The organism is Stenotrophomonas sp. YJH_SMC_101-4 (assembly GCF_059370395.1).
In genome coordinates this window covers 236,438-257,920 of record NZ_JCAFTP010000003.1, presented here as the reverse complement: position 1 = coordinate 257,920, position 21,483 = coordinate 236,438, and the positions used below count along the sequence as shown (strand labels likewise).

Annotated in this window: 18 protein-coding genes; 9 read left to right on the top strand and 9 right to left on the bottom strand. The window is 67.1% G+C overall.

Going from position 1 to position 21,483, the window contains the following annotated elements:
• Positions 1 to 78: 78 nt before the first annotated feature.
• Positions 79 to 1,845 carry a S8 family serine peptidase gene (locus AC5P8D_RS12000; protein ID WP_159360678.1) on the top strand — a complete coding sequence of 589 codons (1,767 nt, stop codon included), beginning with the start codon at positions 79 to 81 and terminating at the stop codon, positions 1,843 to 1,845.
• On the top strand, positions 1,845 to 2,438 hold the full coding sequence (locus AC5P8D_RS11995) for a S8 family serine peptidase (RefSeq protein ID WP_043401240.1): 594 nt from the start codon (positions 1,845 to 1,847) through the stop codon (positions 2,436 to 2,438). Before AC5P8D_RS12000 ends, AC5P8D_RS11995 begins: the two co-directional genes overlap by 1 nt.
• Positions 2,439 to 2,602: 164 nt before the next feature.
• Here AC5P8D_RS11995 and AC5P8D_RS11990 read toward each other — a convergent pair whose 3' ends face one another.
• From AC5P8D_RS11990 to cyoA, 5 genes are all read right to left on the bottom strand, one after another.
• On the bottom strand, positions 2,603 to 3,274 hold the full coding sequence (locus AC5P8D_RS11990; RefSeq protein WP_495203424.1) for an SCO family protein: 672 nt from the start codon (positions 3,272 to 3,274) through the stop codon (positions 2,603 to 2,605).
• Positions 3,275 to 3,417: 143 nt separating this feature from the next.
• Positions 3,418 to 3,750 (bottom strand): cytochrome o ubiquinol oxidase subunit IV, encoded by a 333-nt coding sequence (gene cyoD / locus AC5P8D_RS11985; protein WP_005411473.1) that lies wholly within the window; start codon positions 3,748 to 3,750, stop codon positions 3,418 to 3,420.
• Position 3,751: 1 nt separating this feature from the next.
• Positions 3,752 to 4,387, bottom strand: a complete 636-nt coding sequence (gene cyoC, locus AC5P8D_RS11980; RefSeq protein ID WP_010482111.1) for a cytochrome o ubiquinol oxidase subunit III — start codon at positions 4,385 to 4,387, stop codon at positions 3,752 to 3,754.
• Positions 4,384 to 6,360 (bottom strand): cytochrome o ubiquinol oxidase subunit I, encoded by a 1,977-nt coding sequence (gene cyoB, locus AC5P8D_RS11975; protein WP_006474876.1) that lies wholly within the window; start codon positions 6,358 to 6,360, stop codon positions 4,384 to 4,386. Before cyoB ends, cyoC begins: the two co-directional genes overlap by 4 nt.
• Before the next feature lie 5 nt (positions 6,361 to 6,365).
• On the bottom strand, positions 6,366 to 7,271 hold the full coding sequence (cyoA, locus tag AC5P8D_RS11970; RefSeq protein WP_049435746.1) for a ubiquinol oxidase subunit II: 906 nt from the start codon (positions 7,269 to 7,271) through the stop codon (positions 6,366 to 6,368).
• Positions 7,272 to 7,454: 183 nt separating this feature from the next.
• Between cyoA and AC5P8D_RS11965 the strand changes: the two genes are divergently transcribed.
• Genes AC5P8D_RS11965 through AC5P8D_RS11950 form a run of 4 tightly spaced genes read left to right on the top strand, consistent with a single transcriptional unit; the run spans position 7,455 to position 11,327 of the window.
• Positions 7,455 to 8,870 carry an aminotransferase-like domain-containing protein gene (locus AC5P8D_RS11965; RefSeq protein ID WP_495203354.1) on the top strand — a complete coding sequence of 472 codons (1,416 nt, stop codon included), beginning with the start codon at positions 7,455 to 7,457 and terminating at the stop codon, positions 8,868 to 8,870.
• Positions 8,871 to 8,925: 55 nt separating this feature from the next.
• Complete coding sequence (locus tag AC5P8D_RS11960) at positions 8,926 to 9,204, top strand: hypothetical protein (protein ID WP_019336318.1); 279 nt, start codon at positions 8,926 to 8,928, stop codon at positions 9,202 to 9,204.
• On the top strand, positions 9,204 to 9,803 hold the full coding sequence (locus AC5P8D_RS11955) for a DUF6436 domain-containing protein (RefSeq protein ID WP_049454011.1): 600 nt from the start codon (positions 9,204 to 9,206) through the stop codon (positions 9,801 to 9,803). The genes AC5P8D_RS11960 and AC5P8D_RS11955 overlap by 1 nt, the downstream gene beginning before the upstream one ends.
• 9 nt (positions 9,804 to 9,812) lie before the next feature.
• Positions 9,813 to 11,327 carry an aminotransferase-like domain-containing protein gene (locus AC5P8D_RS11950; RefSeq protein WP_495203353.1) on the top strand — a complete coding sequence of 505 codons (1,515 nt, stop codon included), beginning with the start codon at positions 9,813 to 9,815 and terminating at the stop codon, positions 11,325 to 11,327.
• 291 nt (positions 11,328 to 11,618) lie between these two features.
• On the opposite strand, the gene AC5P8D_RS11945 is transcribed toward AC5P8D_RS11950, so the two are convergent.
• Both AC5P8D_RS11945 and AC5P8D_RS11940 read right to left on the bottom strand, forming a co-directional pair.
• The gene (locus AC5P8D_RS11945; RefSeq protein WP_126560874.1) at positions 11,619 to 12,920 is read right to left on the bottom strand and encodes an aminotransferase class V-fold PLP-dependent enzyme; all 1,302 of its coding nucleotides are present in this window, start codon (positions 12,918 to 12,920) and stop codon (positions 11,619 to 11,621) included.
• Positions 12,920 to 15,322 carry a TonB-dependent receptor plug domain-containing protein gene (locus tag AC5P8D_RS11940; protein WP_495203352.1) on the bottom strand — a complete coding sequence of 801 codons (2,403 nt, stop codon included), beginning with the start codon at positions 15,320 to 15,322 and terminating at the stop codon, positions 12,920 to 12,922. The genes AC5P8D_RS11945 and AC5P8D_RS11940 overlap by 1 nt, the downstream gene beginning before the upstream one ends.
• A gap of 199 nt (positions 15,323 to 15,521) precedes the next feature.
• Here AC5P8D_RS11940 and AC5P8D_RS11935 point away from each other — a divergent pair, with 199 nt between their 5' ends.
• The 3 genes from AC5P8D_RS11935 to AC5P8D_RS11925 are packed head-to-tail and all read left to right on the top strand — an operon-like array spanning position 15,522 to position 18,168.
• Positions 15,522 to 16,349, top strand: coding sequence for an AraC family transcriptional regulator (locus AC5P8D_RS11935; protein WP_010482125.1), 828 nt, complete (start codon positions 15,522 to 15,524; stop codon positions 16,347 to 16,349).
• A gap of 13 nt (positions 16,350 to 16,362) precedes the next feature.
• Entirely contained in the window at positions 16,363 to 17,442 is a 1,080-nt protein-coding gene (locus tag AC5P8D_RS11930) for an alpha/beta hydrolase family protein (RefSeq protein WP_197576648.1), read from the top strand.
• 54 nt (positions 17,443 to 17,496) lie between these two features.
• The gene (locus tag AC5P8D_RS11925; RefSeq protein WP_197597570.1) at positions 17,497 to 18,168 is read left to right on the top strand and encodes a VOC family protein; all 672 of its coding nucleotides are present in this window, start codon (positions 17,497 to 17,499) and stop codon (positions 18,166 to 18,168) included.
• Between the two features lies 1 nt (position 18,169).
• Here the strand turns inward: AC5P8D_RS11925 and AC5P8D_RS11920 are convergent, their stop codons facing one another.
• Positions 18,170 to 19,573, bottom strand: coding sequence for a TPM domain-containing protein (locus AC5P8D_RS11920; RefSeq protein ID WP_423158958.1), 1,404 nt, complete (start codon positions 19,571 to 19,573; stop codon positions 18,170 to 18,172).
• 2 nt (positions 19,574 to 19,575) lie between these two features.
• Positions 19,576 to 21,414, bottom strand: a complete 1,839-nt coding sequence (locus tag AC5P8D_RS11915; RefSeq protein ID WP_423158960.1) for a M3 family metallopeptidase — start codon at positions 21,412 to 21,414, stop codon at positions 19,576 to 19,578.
• Positions 21,415 to 21,483: the final 69 nt, after the last annotated feature.

The window sequence follows — 21,483 nt, the reverse complement described above, 5'->3', positions numbered from 1 at the left end:
GTCGCGTTTGGCTCGTTGCGATGGGGCAGATCCGCCCCGCCGTCCTGCCATGCCGATTCACAACAGAAGGATTCGTGTATGAAGCGACACACGCAACGCTCCGCGCCACCGTGCTCCGCGCGCCTGGCCCTTGCCACTGCCCTGGTGCTGGGCAGCCTGGCCGTCACCGCCCAGGCCCAGCAGGCCGATCCGCTGGCCGGGCGTCAGTGGCATCTGCTCAACACCGGGCAGGCTGTACTGGGCGATACCCTGCCGGTGGCCGGCAACGATCTCAACGTGGATGGCCTGTTCCGCAATGGCATCCGTGGCCAGGGCGTCACCATCGCCATCGTCGATGACGGCCTGCAGATCGCCCACCCGGACCTGGCTGCCAACGTCGCGGCGGTCGCGGGCAAGAATTTCGCCAACCAGAGCAACAACCCTTCACCGTCCAATCCTGACCGCGACAATCACGGCACCATGGTCGGCGGCATCGCCGGTGCGGTGGGCTCCAACAACCTGGGCGTGCGCGGCGTGGCCTCGGCGGCCACACTCAAGGGCTTCAATTTCCTGGCATCCAATGCCCAGGGCAATTCGAATTCCAACATCGAGTACTCGTGGTGGGATGGCGCCGAAGTGGCCGACGTGGGGGTCTTCAACAACAGCTGGGGCTCCAGCCCGGGCAACCCCAACCTGCCGTTGGCCTACAGCCAGAACGACATCACCGCCTATGAGCAGGCCATGTCCGGCACCCGTGGCGGGCGCGGTGGCATCTACGTGAAAGCCGCCGGCAACAACCACAACAACGGCGCACGCTCGGATGGCACCGACATCTGCTCGGCAGACACCAAGAACCGCAACACGGGCTGCATTCCGGCCGGCCGCGATCCGCGCAACAACCTGTTCAACGTGATCACTGTTGCCGCCGTGCGCGCCGATGGCGTGCGCTCCTCGTACTCGTCCACCGGCTCGGCGCTGTGGGTGTCCGGCTTCGGTGGCGAGAACGGCTGGCAGCGGCAGGTCGTGCCGGGGCAGCTGGCGATCCGCTACGATCCGGCCATCCTCACCACCGACGTCACCGGCTGCGCGCAGGGCAGCAACAAGAATACGAGCCTGCGCAACACACTGGACGGCGACCAGTCCGCCATCGACAGCACCTGCAACTACACCGGCAAGATGAACGGTACCTCGGCGGCCACGCCGATGGTGTCGGGCGTGGCGGCATTGCTGCTGGAAACCAATCCAAACCTGTCCTACCGCGATGTGAAGTACATCCTGGCCACCACGGCCACCCGCAATGACCCGAACCGGGCGGCGGTCACGCACTCCGATGGCCGCGTGCTGGTGCCGGGTTGGACGGTGAATGCCGCCGGCCGCGCCTACAGCAACTGGTACGGCTTCGGCGTGGTCAACGCCGCCCGTGCAGTAGAGGTCGCCGAGAACTTCCAGTCGCTGGGTGCATTGGTGGACAGCGGCTGGCGCAACACGACGCGCACCGTAGCCATCGGCAATACCTCGGCCACTGCTGCTCGCCTGACCTTCCAGCTGGCCAATGGCGCGCGCAACATCGAAAGCGTGCAGCTCGGCTTCCGGGTCAATCACAGCAACACCCGCCAGCTGCAGTTCGTGCTGGTCTCGCCCAGTGGCACGCGCAGCGTGGTGCAGCCGGCATTCACCGCGATCGGCTCTGGCCTCAATGGTGTCCAGCGCAACTTCACCAACTGGGACCTGCTGTCCAGCAATGCCTTCCTGGATGAGAACGCCACGGGCACCTGGACGCTGGAAGTCACCGACCTGGGGCAGGCCGCGAACGCTGCATCGCGTGGCAACCTCGAATTCTTCAAGATCCGCGTTCTGGGGCACTGATGATGAAGACGACCATTCTGTTGAGCACCCTCGCCCTCGCGGCGATGACCACCACCGCCTGGGCACAGAGTTCGGGCCAGACACCTCCGGCGAAGACCTTGTCGACCGTAGACACGCAGCAGTTGAAGGCGGAGGCCACCGGCCGTTCGTTCAATGTAGGCGGCGCGCGCTTCCAGCTGGCGCCGTCGGCAACCGTGCAGCCGGCCAGCGGCGGTCAGTTCCGGATCACCACCGGGGCTGATGCCAGCGCGGCGGCCGTCGGCACCCGCAGCAAGCGGTCCACCGATGCGTCTACCGGTGTGGCCGCACGTGCGGATGCCGGTGCCAGCAAGTTTGCGGCCGCTGTCTCCAACGATGGCGCGCCGGTAGTGGCGACCTCGCGGGTCAAGGTGTTCTTCACCGATGCGGCCTCGGCCCAGCGTGCGGCCACCGCCACCGGCGGCACCGTGGTGAAGGTATCCAAGGCCTCGGGCCGCGCGATTGTGGAGTACCCGTCGGTGAACGCGGCGCTGGATGCGACCACCAAGCTGCTGTCGACCGCCGGCATCAAGGCGGCCGAACCGGACGTGGTGCAGTGGGAAGAAACCAAGTAAGGCGTTGAGTGGTGCCCCCGGCCGGTTGGCTCTCCTGGCCGGCCGGGGGATTGGTGTGGGGGATGTGCCGACCAACGGTCGGCACCCACGTGTCGACCAAGGTCGACACCTACCGGGGCAGCGTGCGCGACGAACAGGCGGCATCAGCCGCGCATGGCCCGGGATTACCGGGCGGCGAGTGTGTCGCTGTGCTTGCGGCTGCAGCTGGCCAGTGCGTCGTTGCCGGCGGCTGGATGAGCGGGCTCCAGCAGCAGGCGCTGCACGTCGGAGAACAGCTCGTCCACCGGCATGCCATAGGGCGCGAACAGGCGCAGGCGGCCCTGGCGGTCGAACACGTAACCGCCCGCGATGTGGCTCATGGTGTAGGTCTCCGGCACCTGGCCGGGCTCTTTCTCGTAGAACGCCTTGAAGTCGCTGGCCATCGCGGCCAACTGCGCTTCGTTGCCGACCAGTGCGATCGCCTTGGGGTCGAAGGCTTCCACATAGGTGCGCGCCACCTCCGGCGTATCACGCGCCGGGTCGACGCTGACGAACACCACCTGCAGCTGGTCGGCATCCTTGCCCATCAGGTGCTTGACCTGGCTCAGCTCGACCATGGTGGTCGGGCACACATCCGGGCAGCTGGTGAAACCGAAGAACAGATAGGTCACCTGCCCCTGCAGGTCCTTCGGGCCACGCACGGTGCCGTGGCTGTCGGGCATCGACCACTGCTGGCCAAGTTCTTCGCAGGCGATGTCCTTGGAGTAGAAGTCCATGCGCGACTGCACACTGCAGCCAGCCAGCAGGCCGATGGCCAGGCCTGCCAGCAGCGGCAGGCGGAAACGGGGAGAGAACAACGAACGGACAACAGCAGCAGGACGCTTCACGGGTACCACCAACGCAGATGCGGGCGGGGTCTCGGTCAGGCCTGCCCTTGGGGGAAAAGAGGGCTGAGGTGCCGGGGTGATCGCGCGATCCGTGCCGATCCCCCCGGCCACGGTCAGTTGATCATCATGTGGTAGTGCATGCTCCAGATGATCCACACCGACAGCGCGACGATGATGAACAGGATCACCAGGGTGAACACGAAGCTGGCCAGGTTCCAGCCACCTTCGGACTTGCGGTCCATGTGCAGGAAATAGACCAGCTGTACCAGGATCTGCGCCACCGCGAAGCCGACCAGCAGGAACAGCGTGAGCGGACGCGACAGCACCGGGTTCATCACCAGCGCGAACGGCACCACGGTCAGCAGCGCGCACAGCACGAAGCCGATCAGGTAGGACTTGGTGGAGCCGTGCGCATTGCCGGCGCGCGAGGTTTCGACGTGGGCCATGTCAGAAGGCTCCGATCAGGTAGACGAAGGTGAAGACGCAGATCCACACCAGGTCCAGGAAGTGCCAGAACAGGCTCAGGCACGACACGCGGGTGATGTTGGTCGGGGTCAGGCCACGGCGGTAGACCTGGTGCATGACCACCGCCATCCAGATCAGGCCGCTGGCCACGTGCAGGCCGTGGGTGGCGACCAGCGCGAAGAACGCCGACAGGTAGGCACTGGTGCTGGGGCCTGCGCCTTCGTGGATCAGGTGCGAGAACTCATAGATCTCCATGCCGATGAACGAGGCACCGAGCACGAAGGTCACGCCCAGCCAGCGCAGCACCGCCGAGGTGTCGTGGCGGTGCATCGCCAGTACGGCCTGGCCGTAGGTGATGCTGGAGACCAGCAGCAGGAAGGTCTCGGCCATCACGAACGGCAGCGAGAACAGCTCCTTGCCGGTGGGGCCGCCGGCGTAGGCGGTGCTGAGCACCGCGTACGAGGCGAACAGCGAACCGAACAGCACCAGGTCGGACATGAGGTAGACCCACATGCCGAACACCTTCATGCCGCCCTGCTCGTGGCTGTGGTCGTGTTCGTGGTGGTCCTCGTGTGCCTGCGTGCCGGTGGCCAGCTCGGGGCGGGTCAACAGGTTCATGCGCGTACCTCCTTCAGCTTGGCAAGGTTGGCCGCTTCAGTGCGCGCCACCTCTTCGGAACTGACGTAGTAGTCCACGTCCTCGTCGTAGGACCGCACGATCAGGGTGACGATCATCGCGATGAAGCTGGCCGCGGCCATCCACCAGATGTGCCAGACCAGGGCGAAGCACAGCACCAGGATCCAGATGTTGAGGATCAGCGGCACGCCGGTGTTCTTCGGCATGTGGATCGGTGCGTACTTCTTCGGCGGCGGCGGCAGGCCGCGCTTCTTCGCTTCGTGGAAGGCGTCCAGCTCATCGGCCTTGGGCACCACCGCGAAGTTGTAGAACGGCGGCGGCGACGGCGTGGCCCATTCCAGCGTGCGCGCATTCCACGGGTCGCCGGTCAGGTCCAGGTTGCGCTTGCGGTCGCGAACGCTCACGTAGATCTGCACCAGCATCAGGATGATGCCCGCGAACACGAACAGCGCGCCGATGAAGGCGGCGATCAGGTACGGCGTCCACGCCGGGTTGTCGTACTGGTTCATGCGGCGGGTCATGCCCATGAAGCCGAGCATGTACAGCGGCATGAAGGCCAGGTAGAAGCCGATCACCCAGCAGGCGAACGACCACTTGCCCAGGCGCTCGTTGAGGGTGAAGCCGAACACCTTCGGGAACCAGTAGGCGAAGCCGGCCAGGTAGCCGAACAGCGCGCCGCCGATGATGGTGTTATGGAAGTGCGCGACCAGGAACAGGCTGTTGTGCAGCAGGAAGTCCGCGCCCGGGATGGCCAGCAGCACGCCGGTCATGCCACCGATGGTGAAGGTGACCAGGAAGGCGATGGTCCACAGCATCGGCACGCTGAACTCGACGCGGCCGCCATACATGGTGAACAGCCAGGTGAAGATCTTCACGCCGGTGGGAATGGCGATGATCATCGTCATGATGCCGAAGAAGGCATTGACGCTGGCACCGGAACCCATGGTGAAGAAGTGGTGCAGCCAGACGATGAACGACAGGATGCCGATCGCCAGCGTGGCGCCGACCATCGACTTGTAGCCGAACAGCTTCTTGCGCGCGAACGTGGCCGTAACTTCGGAGAAGATGCCGAACGCCGGCAGCACCAGGATGTACACCTCCGGATGGCCCCAGGCCCACACCAGGTTCACGTACATCATCGGGTTGCCACCCAACGTGTTGGTGTAGAAGTTGAAGTCCAGGTAGCGGTCCAGGGTGAGCGCGCCCAGCGCCACGGTCAGGATCGGGAAGGCGGCGATGATGATCACGCTGGTGACCAGCACGGTCCAGGTGAACACCGGCATCTTCATCAACGTCATGCCCGGCGCACGCATGCGCAGGATGGTGATGAACAGGTTGACGCCGGTCAGCAACGTACCGATGCCGGACGCCTGCAAGGCCCAGATGTAGTAGTCGACACCCACGCCTGGACTGAACTCGATGCCCGACAGCGGCGGATAGGCGACCCAGCCGGTCATGGCGAATTCGCCGACGCCCAGCGAGATCATCATCAGCGCTGCGCCGACCACGAAGATCCAGAAGCTGAAGGCGTTGAGGAACGGGAACGCCATGTCGCGCGCGCCGATCTGCAGCGGCACGATGATGTTCATCAGGCCGACCACGAACGGGGTGGCCACGAAGAAGATCATGATCACGCCGTGTGCGGTGAAGATCTGGTCGTAGTGCTCGGGCGGCAGGAAACCATCACTGCCTGGTCCGGCCGCGGCCAGCTGCGCGCGCATCATCAGCGCATCGGCGAAGCCGCGCACCAGCATGACCAGCGCCACCACCACGTACATGATGCCGATCTTCTTGTGGTCCACGGTGGTGAACCAGTCACGCCACAGCGGGCCCCACAGCTTGAAGTACGTCACCGCGCCGAGCAGCGCGAGGCCACCCAGCACCATGGCCGCCAATGTGACCACGACGATCGGCTCGTGCAGCGGCACGGCCTCCCACGTCAATTTACCCAACATGTTCGTTACTCCTGGGAAACCTGGGCACCGCCGGCAGCGCCCGCCGGGGTAGCAGCTGCGGTGTTCTCACCGACGCCGATGAACTGGTCGATGACCTTCTTGAACAGCAGCGGTTCAACACTGGAGAAGTGCTGCACCGGTGCGTTCTTCGACGGCGCGGCCAGCGCCTTGAACTGCGTGAAGCTGAGCGCGTCGGGCGCGCTGCGCACTTCGGCCACCCAGCGCTCGAAGTCTTCGTTGCTGCTGGCCGTGGCGATGAACTTCATGTTCGAGAAGCCATGCCCGCTGTAGTTGCCGGACATGCCACGGAACTGGCCGGGCTCGTTGGCGATCAGGTGCAGCTGCGTGCGCATGCCGGCCATCGCGTAGATCTGCCCACCCAGCTGCGGGATGAAGAAGGTATTCATCGTCGAGTTGGAGGTGATGTTGAATGCCAGCGGGCGGTTGGCCGGGAAGTTGAGCTGGTTGACCGTGGCGATGCCCAGGTCCGGGTAGACGAACACCCATTTCCAGTCGGTGGCGATCACGTCCACGTGCAGCGGCTCACCGGCCACGTCAAGCGGCTTGTAGGGGTCCAGCTCGTGGGTCGACTTCCACACGATCACCGCCAGCACCGCGATGATGATCAGCGGCACGCCCCAGACCACGATCTCCACCTTGGTGGAGTGCGACCAGTCAGGCATGTATTTCGCTTTGGTGTTGCCGGCGCGGTAGCGCCACGCGAACACGAAGGTCAGCACGATGGCCGGTATCACCACGATCAGCATCAGGCCGATGCAGATCAGGATCAGGTCGCGCTGGGCGAGCCCGACCATGCCCTTCGAATCCAGCAGCACCCAGTCACAGCCCGACAGGCCGACGCAGGCCAGGGCGACCAGCGCCAGGCGGATGCGGTTCCAGCAGATATTCATTGGAGGTCAACCCTGTTGAAGAAGCGCGCTTGACCGGCTCGCCTGCGCGCAGCGCCCGGGCGTGGAGCGGCTACACTGTGGGTACGAGGTCGCCTACAAGCAGGCGAACCACTCCAATCAAGCCCATACAAGATACAGCATTGTATGGACTTGTGCATCTGCACGTATGGAAAAATCTGACCGATGACGCCACCTGCCGCCGGCCGCCGCCTGAAACACCCCAATCGCACCTGGGTCCGCCCCTTCCGCGAGGGCGCCGGCCCGCTGTACCTGCAGATTGCCCAGCAGGTGCGCGAGGCGGTGGATGACGGCGTGCTGCGCCCGGGCGACCGCCTTCCGCCACAACGCGACCTGGCCCAGCAGGTGGGCGTGGACCTGACCACGGTCACCCGTGCCTTCGCCGAGCTGCGCCAGGCCGGCCTGCTCGACGCCCAGGGCGCGGGCGGCACCTTCATCGCACTGTCGGCCGGCAACCGCAGCACCTCGGTCGACCTGAGCATGAACATCCCGCCGCTGCTGGGCAGCGCGCCCTTTGCACAGGGCATGGAGGCCGGTTTCCAGCACGTGGGCCAGCAGCTGGGCCAGGGCGAACTGATGAGCTACCACGTCGGCGCCGGCACCCGCGAGGACCGCGCCGCCGCGGTGCAGTGGCTGGCGCCGATGCTGGGCACGGTGGGTGCCGACCAGGTAGTGATCTGCCCCGGCGCGCAGACCGCGCTGTGCGCATTGATCCTGGCCCGTACCCAGCCAGGCGAGCTGATCGCCGCCGAGCAGCTGACCTACCCGGGCCTGCTGGCGGCCGCGCGCGTGCTGCAGCGGGGCGTGGTGCCGGTGGCGATGGACGCCGAAGGCATGCTGCCCGAGGCTCTGGAAGAAGCCTGCCAGCTGCGCCGCCCGCGCCTGCTGTACCTGGTGCCGACCATCCAGAACCCCACCACGGCAACGATGTCGGCGCAGCGCCGGCAGGCCCTGCTGGATGTCGCCAAGCGCCACGATCTGACCGTGATCGAAGACGATCCCTACTGGTTGCTGGCCGGTGACGCCGCGTCGCCGCTGGCCGCCCATCGCGACGCCGGCTGCCCGGTCTACTACATCTCCACCCTGTCCAAGTGCCTGGCCCCGGGCCTGCGCACCGCTTACCTGGTGGTGCCGGCCGGCGAGCCGATGGAGCCAGTGCTGGACGCCCTGCGCGCGATCGCGCTGATGCCGACCCAGTCGATGGTGGCAGTAGCCTCGCAGTGGATCCGCAGCGGCCAGGCCCAGGACATGGTGCAGCGCTTCCGGCAGGAACTGCGCGAGCGCCAGGCCATTGCCGCGCAGTACCTGCCGTCCCGTGCCCAGGCGCATCCGGCCGGCCTGCATGTGTGGCTGCCGCTGCCGCCACGGCTTGACCAGTACCGGCTGATCCAGGCCGCGCAGGAACAGGGCCTGGGCATCGCCAGTTCCGACGCCTTCAGCGTGGAAGAACCGCCGCCGGGCAACGCCATCCGACTGTCGCTGGGCGGCGCGGTCGACCAGGGCGCGCTGGCCGGGGCGCTGGCCAAGCTGAACGAGATCCTGTCTGAAGCCCCCGAGGCCCGGCACAGCGCCATCGTCTGAGTCGTCCACGTGGCACGACATCCATACAAGATGATATTTTGTATGCAATGTATGGATGAAGGGACGTGCATCGATGCGCGCCGAGAAACTGAAGTTCCACCTGGTGATGGCCGGTTGCGGCGGCTTTGTCGTGCTGATGCTGGCCGCGCTGGCCTGGGTCTGCCTGCAGCCACAGACCGTGGACGTACAGGCCGCCGAACGCCATGCCATCGAGCAGTGCCTGCAGCGCAGCGAGGATCCGTCGCGTAGCGAGATCCAGCGTCGCGCGCAGGCCGATTCCTGCCGCGAGATGCGCAAGCAGTACGTGCACAAGTTCGGCCGGGAAGACTCCTGATGGGCGCAGCCGCGCCGCGCCGCCGCTGGCTGCTGCCGACAATGATCGCCCTCGCCTGCCTGTTCATGGCCGGCGTGGCGGCTGCGCTGTGGCAGTACTTCGGCTACAGCGCGCAGTCCACGTTCACCGAACAGGCCATTGTCTTCGACGACTCGCAGCTGCGCCTGCCGGCCGATCTGGCCGGAGATACCGGCCGCATCCGCGTGGTGCATTTCTGGGACCCGGCCTGCGGGGTGTGCAACCGCGAGACCGGTGCCCACCTGAGCTACCTGATCAGCATGTACCGCCGCGCCGGCATCGACTTCTACGCGATCCGTCGCCCTGGCACGCAGGGCGAACTGCCCGAGCCGCTGCGCAACAAGGTGATCAACCTGCCGTCCATCGACGGCATCGAGCACATCCCGGCCAGCCCTGCCGTGGCGATCTGGGACCGGCACGGCCATCTGGCCTACGCCGGCCCGTACAGCATCGGCATGGTCTGCAACTCGGCCAACAGTTTCGTCGAACCGCTGCTGGACAAGCTGGTACGTGGTGAGACCGTACGCCCGAAAGGACTGCTTGCCGTGGGCTGCTACTGCCCCTGGCAGGCCAAGCGCTGAGGACGCGCAATGACATCACTGACGCTGGCCGACGTGGCCGCCGCAAACAACAACGGCGGTCACCTGTCCGAACCGACCGATGGTTATGGACAGGCTCCCGCCGTTGGAAGCAACGATACGCCCCGACATGCTCCGTACATGCCGCGACCGGATGTCGCAGCGCGCGAGTGGGTGCAGGACGTGCTCGCGCACAGCGGTCCGATCTACCTGCGCATCGTCAATTCGCTGGAACGCACGGTGCGCCGTGGTGGTCTGGCACCGGGACAGCGCCTGCCCTCGCAGCGCGCGTTGGCGCAGCAGCTGGGCATCGACCTGACCACGGTCACCCGCGCCTTCGATGAAGCACGCAAGCGTGGCCTGATCGAAGCGCGCGGACCACAAGGCAGTTTCATCGCACCGCCCAAGGCCGGCTTCGACCAGGTGGTGGACCTGAGCATGAACGTGCCGCCGGTGCCTGATGCCGACGCGCTGGCGGAGACGCTGCGTCGCGGCGCCGCCGCCGTGCTTGCGCGCAGCAACGCACCGAACCTGATGACCTATCACCTGGGGGGCGGCAACCCCACTGATCGCCATGCCGCGGCGCGCTGGCTGCAGCCGATGCTGGGCGTCGTGGCTGACAACTGCCTGCTGCTGACCGAAGGCGCACAGGTGGCGCTGGCCGCGATCCTGGTCAGCCAGGGCCGCGATGGCGATACGATCCTCTGCGATGCGCTGGTCTACCCGGGCCTGCTGCAGGCCGCCGCCGCACTGGGCCGGCGGCTGCTGCCGGTGGACGGCGACGAACACGGCATGTGTCCTGAAGCGCTGCTGCGGCAGGCACGCGAAAGCGGCGCGCGCCTGGTCTATCTCAATCCCACCTGCCAGAACCCGACCGCGCTGACCCTGCCGCTGCAGCGGCGCGAGGCGCTGACGCGTGTACTGGAGAGCGAAGGCCTGCTGGCGATCGAGGATGATCCGTACTGGCACCTTGCCGAAGATGCACCTACACCGCTGGCGGCACTGGCACCGCGTCATGTGTTCTACGTGGCGACGCTGTCCAAGGTGATCAGCCCAGGCCTGCGCACCGCGTTCGTGCGCTGCCCGAGCGCGGCGCATGCCGAGGCGATGACGGCGGCGTTGCGGGCGACGCGACTGATGGGGCATCCGCTGGTCTCGGCGTTGGCCAGCCAACTGCTGCTGGATGGTTCGGCCCAGTCGCTGCTGGCCCAGGTGCGCACCGAGGCACGCGAGCGCACGCGCATGGCGCGCTACCTGCTGGCACCGTCGCTGCTGCAGCGCGCGGAAGGCCTGCATGCGTGGTGCCGGATACCGGCGCCGTGGACCGACGCCACGCTGGTGCGTACCGCACATCTGCAGGGGCTGGCGATTGCGCCGTCATCGGCGTTCTGCCCGCCGGGGGTCTCGCACCAGTGCGGCGTGCGGCTGTCGCTGGGGCTGGCCGCGGACCGACGGCAGCTGGAAAGTGCGCTGCGGCGGATTGACCGGTTGTTGTTGTCGGATGCGTTGCCGGCGATCGAGCGGTAGCGCCGGGCCATGCCCGGCGAATCGTAGATCCACGCCATGCGTGGACAGGATGTGCCGACCCACGGTCGGCACCCACCAGACCGAGTGCCGGCCGCTGGCCGGCGCAAGATTCCCCGGCACGGTTGGAATGTGCCAACCAAGGTTGGCACCCACCAAAGCAGGGTGATGTGCCGACCAACGGTCGGCACCCACCAGGCTGGAGAAGAGCGGTAGCGCCGGGCCCTGCCCGGCGGAAGATTTCCCGCCACGCTCGAAATGTGCCAACCAAGGTTGGCACCTACCAAAGCAGGGTCAGGCCAGGGCGGAGAGCGCCTGCACCAGCGCATCCATCTGCTGCGGCCGGGTGAACACCGACGGCGTCACCCGCACGCAGGCGCCGGAGTCCAACCCGTCGCGATGGGTGGTGAACACGCGATGCTCGTCCAGCAGGCGCTTCTGCAGCGCCATGTTGTCTGCCACGCTGGTGCGCCCACGCAGACGGAAGCTGGCCAAGGCGCTGGCCAGCGCCGGATCCGGCGAAGACAGCACTTCGATATGCGCCATCTGCCGTGCCGGCAGCGTCCAGCGCTCGCGCAGGTAGCGCAGGCGCGCCTGCTTGTTGGCCACGCCGATGCGCTGGTGCAGCGCGATCGCTTCCGGCAGTGCCAGGTAGGCGGCGAAGTTGACCGTGCCGGTGTGTACGCGGCTGCCCACGCGGCCGTCGTCGGTCTCGCCCATGTACGGGTCGAGGTCCGCAACGCGGCCCCTGCGCACGTACATCGCGCCGACGCCGACCGGCGCACCGATCCATTTGTGCAGGTTGATGCCAACGAAATCGGCCTTCAGCTGTGGCACCGCGTAGTCGATCTGGCCAAACCCATGCGCAGCATCTACGATCACATCGATACCGCGTGCGCGCGCACGCTCGGCAATCTCGGCCACCGGCAGCACCAGCCCGTGGCGATGGCTGACCTGGGTCAGCAGCACCAGCTTCAGGCGTGGCAGCCGCGCGAACGCGGCCTCGTAGGCCTGCAGGATCTGCGCGTGGTCGGGCACCGCCGGCAGCCCGATGCGCTCGACTCGCACGCCACGGCGCTGCTGCAGCCAGCGCATCGCGCCGATCATGCTGTCGTAGTCGATGTCGGCATACAGCACCTGGTCGCCGGGCTGCAGGCGGTTGTAGCCGCCAATCAACGCCAGCATCGCCTCGGTGGCGCCCCGAGTCAGTGCGATCTCATCCGCACCCACACCCAGCAGCTCGGCCACCTGCCGCTGTACTGCCAGGTACTGCGCCGGGAATTCACGGCGGCCGTACCAGGCGTTGCCACGGTTCACTTCAGCGGTGTGGCGCTGGCAACTGGCCAGCGTCTCAAGCCCCATCGCGCCCCAGTAGCCGTTCTCCAGATGGTTCACTTCGTCGGTGATGTCGAAGTGGCTGGCCACGGCGGTCCAGTAGTCTTCATCGCGGGCCAGCACGTCCGGCGCCACGGTCGTTGCGGGAATCTGCATGGGTGCAGCGTAACGCGCGGCAGCCGTGGCGGGCAGTGAAGACAGTGCAGCTGCAGCCGGCAGCAAGGTACCTGCACGCAGCAGGGAACGGCGGGCCGGGTCCATCAGAAGCTCAGCCGGTACTGCGCGTACAGATTGGCACCGTCGGTGTCGTACGGCGCGTTGCGCGAGTAGACCAGGCCGCGGCTGGCCTGGAACGTGGCCTCATCCGGGTAGCGGTCGAACACGTTGTCGGCACCCACGCGCAGCCTGTGATGTTCGTTGATGCGATAGCCAACAGCCAGGTCGAGGAAGCTCATCGCGCCGAAGCGCTGGTAGATATCGCCCACTGCATTGCCGCTGGAATCGGTCCAGGCGCCGTAGTAGCGCATGCGTGCCATCAGCGACCAGGCGCCGATGTCCCAGCTGCCGGTCAGGCTGCCCTTGTGCTCGGGCAGGCGGTCTTCGAACAGCACGCGCTGGGTCTCATTGGTTGCCACCGAGGTGCTGCCGTTGTCCACGCGGGTGCGGTTGTAGTTGTAGGCCAGGGTCAGCGTCATGCGGCCCGCGCCGAGGTCGCGCAGGTAGTTGCCGACCACGTCCACGCCGGTGGTGGTGGTATCGAAGTCGTTGGTGAAATAGTTCACCGAGGTATAGCCCAGCGGATTGGGCGTACCGGCCGGAATGGCGAAACTGGCCGACTGGCTGAAGCGGTCGGTGAGCCTGATCTGGTAGACATCCACCGAACCGGACAGGCCCAGGTCGGTGCGCCAGGTCAGGCCGAGCGAGGCGGTGCGCGATTCTTCGGGCTTCAGCGGCCTGGCACCGAGCAGCTGCGCCAGTGGATCGTTCGGCGACAGGCGGCCACTGGTGAAGATCTGCAGGGTGCGCGTGTCCAGGCCCTGGGTGGTACTGGTGGTGTTGAGCTGCGCCGGCGTCGGTGCACGGAAGCCGGTGGACACGGTACCGCGCAGGGCTACGTCCGGCGTGATCGCGAAGCGCGCCGACAGCTTGCCGTCCAGCGTGCTGCCGAAGCTGGAGAAATCCTCGTAGCGGCTGGCCGCACCGATGCTCCAGCGCTCGCCCAGCGGCACTTCCATATCCACGTAGGCCGCCTTGCTGCGCTGGCTCCACTGCCCAGCCTGGCTGGCCGAGAAGCCCGGTGCGCCATTGGAGTTGGCCTCCAGGCCTGCGGCCGCGCCCGGGCCCACCGCGTACGAGGCCGGATCACCAGCGCGCACCTGGTAGGTCTCCTGGCGGAACTCGCCACCGAAGGCGACGTTGATCGGCTTGGACAGCGCGCCCACGTCCCACTCGTAGTTGAAGTCGGCGTTGGCGTTCTTCTCGCTCTGGGTCAGGCGGCCGAGCTCGAACGCGGTCGGGCTGGCCGGACCCAGCGAAGCATTGATCGAGTTCTTCAGGCTGTAGTCGATGGCATTGCGGCCGTACGAGGCGCTGACATCCCAGCGCAGCTTGGGCGTGATCTCACCGCGCAGGCCGCCGACCAGCTGCAGATCGTTCTGGACGTTGCCGTACTGCGGGCTGAAGCCCACCGGGTACAGCGAACGCAGGTTCCAGCCCGGGAAAATGGCGGTGGTGCGGTAAGCGCCGGTGGTGGTGTCCGGGTTGCGCCAGTTGAAATCGCTGACGCCATCGCTGTGGCTGTAAAGGCCGAACGCATACAGCTCCAGCGTCTCGCTGGCGTTGGCCTTGACGTTGAAGCCGACGCGGCGGCTCTCCAGTTCCGGTTGGCCCCAGCGCTGCACCGGGTTGGGTACCTCCAGCTCCGGATGGGCCGCCTGGAAGGCGATGGCATCGGGGCGCTGGCGGGTGCGCGAGGTGGCATCGGAGTTGGACGATTCGGCGAACAGCACCAGGCTGCCATAGTCGCCCAGCGACCAGCCGGTGCGCGCACTGAAATCGCGCGAGGCACCGTCGCCCTGCGCGTACTGCGAATAGCCTGCGCTGATCTCGGTGCCCGGACCATCCTCGAGGATGATGTTGATGACACCGGCGATGGCGTCCGAGCCGTACTGCGCAGACGCACCATCACGCAGTACCTCGATGCGCTTGATTGCACTGGTCGGAATCTGCGCCAGGTCGGCGGCCTGCGCGCCACGGTTGCCGAGCAGCGCGCTGCGGTGGAAGCGACGACCGTTGACCAGCACCAGGGTCTGGTCCGGCGACAGGCCACGCAGCGTGGCCGGGCGCACGAACACCTGGCCATCGGCCATCGGCAGGCGCTGCACCACGAACGACGGCACCAGCTGCGCCAGCACGTCCTTCAGGTCGGTGGAGTCGACCGACTGGATGTCCTGCTTGGTGAACACGTCCACCGGCGCCAGGGTTTCAAACTGGGTGCGGTTGGAGGCTCGGGTACCGGTGACCAGCATCGCATCGAGCTGGGTGGGCACGGCACGGCTACCGCCTGCGGCGTCGATCGCATCGGCCTCCGCTGCGATCGCGCCTCCTGCGCTGGCCATGGAAAGGGCAAGGAGGATGGAGCGCGAGAGCTTCGAACGATGCACAGCAGGACTCCGGGAGGACGCGACAGGGCCAGCACCTGTGCGGACACAACAGGCCTGGACAAGGCGCGCAGTCTCGGCCCGATGTGTGAAGGAGGCATGACGTCAGTACGACAGCTTGATGCCGCACAGGCGCAAGAACTGCTAAGCGCCGCGCCTGCCGATCCGCTACTGTGCCGGCATTGGATTCGGGGAAAGGCAGATGAGCGCGGCGGGCAAGGCGTTGTGGTACATCGAAACCCATGCGGACCGGCCATTGGCACTGGCCGATATCGCCGCTGCGGCGGGACTGTCACCCTTCCATCTTTCACGCCTGTTCCAGGCCCGCACCGGTACCTCGGTGGTGCGCTACCTGCGGGGACGGCGCCTGACCGCCGCCGCGCAACGATTGGCCAACGGTGCGGGCGACATCCTGCAGGTCGCGCTGGGGGCCGGCTATACCACCCATGCCGCGTTCACCCGCGCCTTCAGTGAACAGTTCGGGCAGACGCCGGAGCGCGTACGCGAACAGGGCACCGATGGGCTGGCGCTGGTACAGGCGATCCGCGTGGATGATGCGCCGGCGCCCTGCGGTGAAGCGCCGCGGCTGCTCGACACGCCCGCTTTCCAGGTGGTGGGCATCGGCATGCGGCATACCCGCGACAGTGGCGGCGCGATTCCCGGCCAATGGGCGCAGCTCAACCGCGAATGGCCGACGCCCGCGCCGATCAGCTTCGGTGTGTGCTGCAACAGCGACAACGATGGCGGCTTCGATTACATCGCCGCACTGCCGGCAAGCGTGGTGCCGAGCGTGCCTGCACACTGGCAAAGTGTGCACATTCCGCCGCGTCGCTATCTGGTGGCCTGGCACGGCGCGCACATCTCGACCATCCGCTCGACCTGGTTCTGGCTGCTGGATCATTATCTTCCTGCGTCCAACCTCAGCCTTGCCGATGCACCGGATCTGGAATGCTACGACGCCCGATTCGATGAGCACACCGGCAACGGCGGCGTGGAGATCTGGCTGCCAGTCGACGAACGTCCCAACTGACAAGGAACTGAAGATGCGCATGACGGTTGCTGTGCTGGGAATGATCCTCATGGTCTCCACTGCCGTGGCCGATGCCAGCGAGACGCAGGCAGCCGGCGAGCGCCACGGCGCCACCACGGTGGCCGGCGCGGCTGTACGCGATGCGCAGCACCACGACGCGCTGCGCTACACGGTCTGGTACCCAGCGCTGGCCGGCAGCCGGGAAACCGCCCTGACCATCGGCCCGCCCGACGCGCCGCTGTTCGACGTCGGACGTGCCGCGATGGAGGCTCCCATCGCAGGTGATCGCCTGCCAACGCTGCTGCTCTCGCATGGCAACGGCGGCAGTGCGCGCATGATGGGCTGGCTGGGCACCGCACTGGCGCGGGCCGGGTATCTGGTGATCGCGGTCGATCATCCTGGCAACAACGGCATTGACACGATGACCCTGCCCGGCAGCATCCTGAGCTGGTTGCGTGCGGATGACCTGCGCGCCGCCCTGGCGGCCGTGCGGGCCGATCCAGTGCTGGGCCCGCACGTCGATCCTGAACGCCTGGGGGTTGCCGGGTTCTCGGCCGGTGGCTACACGGCGCTGCTGGCAGCCGGTGCACGACCGGACCTGCAGCGACTGCTGGCCTTCTGCACCGCACATCCGGATGACGGCGTCTGCCGGCCTCAACAGGAGGCCGCAACGCACTCAATGGAAGCGCGCGTTGCCGCTGCGGCCTCTCCAGCACTGGCGCCATGGATCTCCCAGGCCAACGACGCGCGCGCGATTCCCGGCGTGCGGGCGGCATTCCTGCTGGCTCCGGCGATCATCCAGGCCTTCGCGCCCGAGCAGCTGTCCTCGTTGCGGCTGCCCGTGTCGATCGTGCTGGGTGAGGCTGACACGGTTGCGCCGCCACAGACCAATGGCGCGGCCGCCGGGGTCCTGATTCCGGGCGCGGAACTGCAGCGCTTGGCCGATGTGGGCCACTATGATTTCCTGGCCGCGTGCACCGCGACCGGGCAGCAGCGGCTGCAGGACCTGTGCACTACGTCGGTGCCAAAGGCACAGACCCACGCGCAGGCAGTGGATGCAGCGATACGGTTCTTTGACCATTCACTGCGCTAGTGGCCGCCGGGCATGGCCTGGCGCTACAGTGGACGCGTCCACGGAGAACCGATCATGCGCCTGCTGCACCTCACTCTGCCGGTATCTGACGTGGGTGCCGTGGCCAGCTACTTCCACGATGTGCTGCAGCAGCGCGTGGTCGGCAACCATGTGCACATCGGCTGGAGCACGATCGAACTGCAGCCCGCTGAAGGACGCCCGCTCGGTGGTGTGCACCTGGCGTTCAACGTGCCGGACAACCGCTTCGGCGAGGCGATGACCTGGTTGCGCGAACGCACGCCACTGCAGCGCAATCCGGCGGGACTGGACTACTTCGCGCTGGAGAGCAGCTGGCAGTCGCAGTCGGTGTACTTCACCGGCCCCGATGGCTTGATCCTGGAACTGATCGGTCGCCGTCGCTTGTCGGCCAGTACGCATCAGGGTGCCTTCCACGGCAGCGAACTGACCTGCCTGAGCGAAGTCGGCCTGCCCAGTCACGATGTCGACGCGGTACGCGAGCAGTCCAGCCTGCGGTTCGGCCTGCAACCGATCAGCCCGCCTTCGCCGCAGTTCGCGCCGATGGGCGACGACGAGGGCCTGCTGATCGTGGTCGCTGCGGACCGGCGCTGGTTCCCCGAGCAGAAGGACCTGCCCAATGCACAGGGCCTGTTGCTGCAGGTTGGCGACGTGGCCGGCCCGGGCGTTGTGGAGGACGCTGCACTCGGCTGGCGGGTACAGGCGATCTGAGCTACCAGCTGCCGGACGCGCCGCCTCCGCCGCTGCGGCCACCGCCTCCGGACCAGCTGCTGGAGCTGCTCGACGACGAACTGCTGGATGACGAACTGGACGCGCTGCGTTCGCGGCGTGACGAAACCCGGCCACGTGCGCGCTCGCCCGGCAACATGGTGAACAACCCTACGAAGTACAGCAGCACGCCACACACACCTGACACGATCATCGCCAGCAGCCGTAGATCGTCACCTTCGGCACGATGGATCGCCAGCAACGCTCCCCCGACATAACCGAGGGTCAACAGCAACAGCACGGTCATGCGCACGACGAAGCTGCTGCGGTTCTTCTTCCAGCGTGCGCGACAGGCCTGCACCAGCAGGAACACCATCAGGGTGACAACACCCGCGGCGGCCTGCAGCAGCAGGTGCCGGGCCAGGCTCGGTGGCAGCTGGCCACGAAGCAGCGCCTGTACCAGCAAGACCATGCTGAGTACCAGCATGCCGCACAGGACGATGCGCACCCCGCGGCTGCGACGCCAGCACCAGCCGAGCAGGGCCGCCACCGGCACGCCCAGCGCCATCACGAAGCACAGGCCCGCCAGCAGGTGGCGTGGCAGCAGCAACGCCACGGACAGCGCGCCTGCGGCAACCACCGCTGTCAGCAGCATCGGACGCCCCCAGGCCGGCAAGGTCGGCCAGCTCGGCCTCGGTGCCGACGCATTGGCGGCCAGTGCCTTGCGCCGCCGCTCCCGACGGCTGCCGCTGAAATCGTCCTCGGTCTTCGCTGGCGGGAGGGGCGGCGGCGAGCGCCACAGCCCGGCCAGGAAGCCGGCCAGCAGGGTCAATGCCACCACCGAGTCTGCGCGGCGCCAGTCCGCAGGCAGCACATTGTTGGCCGACGGCGCTTCCCATGCAGGCAGGTCCTCGCCTTCGATCAGCGCCACCATGATCGTCGTGCCATCAAGCACGCCCTGGTCGAAATCACCCTCACGGAAGCGCGGCACGATCGCGTTGTCGATGATGCGAGCGGCGTACGCGTCCGGTAGCGCACCTTCCAGGCCATAGCCGGTCTGGATGCGCACGCGGCGATCCTGCACCGCCACCAGCAACAGCACACCGTCGTCGATACCGGCGCGGCCCAGCTGCCATTGATCAAACACCCGCTGGGCGTAGGCCTCGATGCCCTCGTTGCCCACGCTGGGTACCACCAGCACCTGCAGCTGCGCACCTTTCTGCACCTGCAGCTGCATCGCCTGCCTGCGCAGGGTGGCGCGGGTTTCGGCGGACAGCGCGTTGGCAGTGTCCACCACGGGATCGTCCAGCGCCGGGACCGGGATTGCCGCCAGCGCCGCCATCGGCAGCAGGCACAGCAGCAACAACAGCCACCTCATGGCTGCAGTCCGCTGTCCTGCGCGCAGCATGCTCACGTACCCTGCCCTGCCTCGATCCGCGCATGCAGCGCCTGCAACTGCGCGACCGTCTGATTGAACACCTGCAGATCGGCATCAACCAGCGCCGGCCAATCGGGAGCGTGCCCCAGCAGCTGCGCCACCTGCTCGTCCGGCGCGCGGTCGAAGCCTTCGCCAAGCACGGCAAGATAACGCTCACGGAACCCGTCGGGGTCGCGCTGGTCCTGCACATACAGCTGCACGGCCAGCAGCCCCGCATACAGGTAGTTCACCAGATAGTTCGGGTCTTCATACATCAGGCGCTTGCCGATCCAGGTGTTGCGCAGCTGCGGGTAGCGCTCCGGTTGCTGGCCGAAGCGCGCCAGCACCTGCCCGGTCAGCGCGTCCAGATCATCGGCGGTGCCCAGCGTACCGGCGGCAACGCCCTGGTAGATCGACTGCTCCAGCTGCGCTTCCTCGGAAGAGGTGAACAGCTGCAGCACCATGTCGTCCAGCAGCGACTTCAGGTAATAGGACTTTGCACGCGGGTCCTGTGCCTGCTGGTACAGCTGGTCGCGGAAGCGCAGCTCGTTGTAGATCGCGAACGCCTCGGTCAGCCACTGGCTGCCATTGCGCTGCAGCGGCGACGCATGGCCGCGCTGCATCCACTCGCCATGCACGGCATGACCCGCTTCATGCGCGATTTCGACATCGCTTTCCAGATCGCCACGGCGCAGGCCAACGAACAGCATTGCCGGCACACCGGGAGCGCTCACCGGGAACGCGTCCTGGCTGCGGTCACCGCGTTCGGTGGCCAGATCCATACGCTGGTTGGCTGGATCGAGCAGCGCGCGCAGTTCGGCGACGTACGCTGGCCCCAGATGCTGCATGGCATCGGCGGCGTTGTCGCGCAGCTGCGCCAGCGTCAGCACTGGTGGCGTGTAGCCGGCATCGGGCACGGTGGTATCCCAGATCTGCGGCGCGTCGATGCCCGATCGCGCAGCGTGGCGTAGCAGCATCTCCTGGTAGGCGCGGCGGTCCCCCGCGTGCTGCTCGATCGCCACCAGCGTTGCATTCACTACGGCGGTATCCAGACCCATGCGCTGGTAGCCGTGTGCCGGCGCCGAGCCATCGCCCTGCAGGCGTGCGGCCGCGTCATTCACCTGCACCAGCCCCAGCAGCACCGAAGCCATCGGCTCACGGCGCGAGTGCAGCCCCTGCCAGTAACCCTTCCAGCCTGCCTCGCGCAGGGCACGGTCGGGCTGCTGGGCCAGCGCCTGCTTGTCGCGCCCCGTGTCCCAGTGCCGGCCGCCGTGCTCGATCTGCGGGTACTCGGCGCTGCGCAGGATCTGCCCGCGCAGGCGCGCGAAGCTGTCCAGCGCCGGATCGGCCAGTGCCTCCACGGCCTCATCCAGCGCGGCGTTGGCCGGGGTGGCAGCTTCCTTCAGCGCGCGTGCGCGCAGGAAGCCATACGGTGCTGCCCACGCTGCATCTGCGGGTGCCTCGCGCAGTGCGGCGCGACCACTGCGGGCGATGCGGCTGCACAGCCCCGCTGCCTGCTCCATCGCCTGTGCCGGGCGAAGATCGCGTGCGTTGCGGGCGGACTGGAGGTGCAGGTAGGCGAGATGACGCAAGCACTGCGCTTCCAGGGCCTCGGCCTGCCGGAAGCGTTCCGCCGGTGCAAGGGTGGAAACCTGCTGCAGGGCCTCGACGCGCTTGCCCAGCGCGTCACGCGCGGCCTGCTCGGCGGTGGCATTGGCGAAGTAGGCGCGGTCATCGGCATGCACCGACTGTGCCTGGGCGCCGCTGAAGGGGGCTATCGCCAATATGGCGGCGACGGCGGCGGTGGTGGTTCGCTTCCTGAAAGCCTGCATCGGCGTCTCCCTGCCTGGACCAGGGATCGAGCCTAGCAGCCACTGGCCCGCCGCGCCTGTGCCGGATCA

What these genes read in the sequence shown, in the direction of transcription:
- AC5P8D_RS12000 (WP_159360678.1), top strand. Translation starts at nt 79, where the DNA reads ATGAAGCGACACACGCAACGCTCCGCGCCACCGTGCTCCGCGCGCCTG.
- AC5P8D_RS11995 (WP_043401240.1), top strand. Translation starts at nt 1,845, where the DNA reads ATGATGAAGACGACCATTCTGTTGAGCACCCTCGCCCTCGCGGCGATG.
- cyoD (WP_005411473.1), bottom strand. Translation starts at nt 3,750, where the DNA reads ATGGCCCACGTCGAAACCTCGCGCGCCGGCAATGCGCACGGCTCCACC.
- cyoC (WP_010482111.1), bottom strand. Translation starts at nt 4,387, where the DNA reads ATGAACCTGTTGACCCGCCCCGAGCTGGCCACCGGCACGCAGGCACAC.
- cyoB (WP_006474876.1), bottom strand. Translation starts at nt 6,360, where the DNA reads ATGTTGGGTAAATTGACGTGGGAGGCCGTGCCGCTGCACGAGCCGATC.
- cyoA (WP_049435746.1), bottom strand. Translation starts at nt 7,271, where the DNA reads ATGAATATCTGCTGGAACCGCATCCGCCTGGCGCTGGTCGCCCTGGCC.
- AC5P8D_RS11965 (WP_495203354.1), top strand. Translation starts at nt 7,455, where the DNA reads ATGACGCCACCTGCCGCCGGCCGCCGCCTGAAACACCCCAATCGCACC.
- AC5P8D_RS11960 (WP_019336318.1), top strand. Translation starts at nt 8,926, where the DNA reads ATGAAGGGACGTGCATCGATGCGCGCCGAGAAACTGAAGTTCCACCTG.
- AC5P8D_RS11955 (WP_049454011.1), top strand. Translation starts at nt 9,204, where the DNA reads ATGGGCGCAGCCGCGCCGCGCCGCCGCTGGCTGCTGCCGACAATGATC.
- AC5P8D_RS11950 (WP_495203353.1), top strand. Translation starts at nt 9,813, where the DNA reads ATGACATCACTGACGCTGGCCGACGTGGCCGCCGCAAACAACAACGGC.
- AC5P8D_RS11945 (WP_126560874.1), bottom strand. Translation starts at nt 12,920, where the DNA reads ATGGACCCGGCCCGCCGTTCCCTGCTGCGTGCAGGTACCTTGCTGCCG.
- AC5P8D_RS11935 (WP_010482125.1), top strand. Translation starts at nt 15,522, where the DNA reads ATGAGCGCGGCGGGCAAGGCGTTGTGGTACATCGAAACCCATGCGGAC.
- AC5P8D_RS11930 (WP_197576648.1), top strand. Translation starts at nt 16,363, where the DNA reads ATGCGCATGACGGTTGCTGTGCTGGGAATGATCCTCATGGTCTCCACT.
- AC5P8D_RS11925 (WP_197597570.1), top strand. Translation starts at nt 17,497, where the DNA reads ATGCGCCTGCTGCACCTCACTCTGCCGGTATCTGACGTGGGTGCCGTG.
- AC5P8D_RS11920 (WP_423158958.1), bottom strand. Translation starts at nt 19,573, where the DNA reads ATGCTGCGCGCAGGACAGCGGACTGCAGCCATGAGGTGGCTGTTGTTG.
- AC5P8D_RS11915 (WP_423158960.1), bottom strand. Translation starts at nt 21,414, where the DNA reads ATGCAGGCTTTCAGGAAGCGAACCACCACCGCCGCCGTCGCCGCCATA.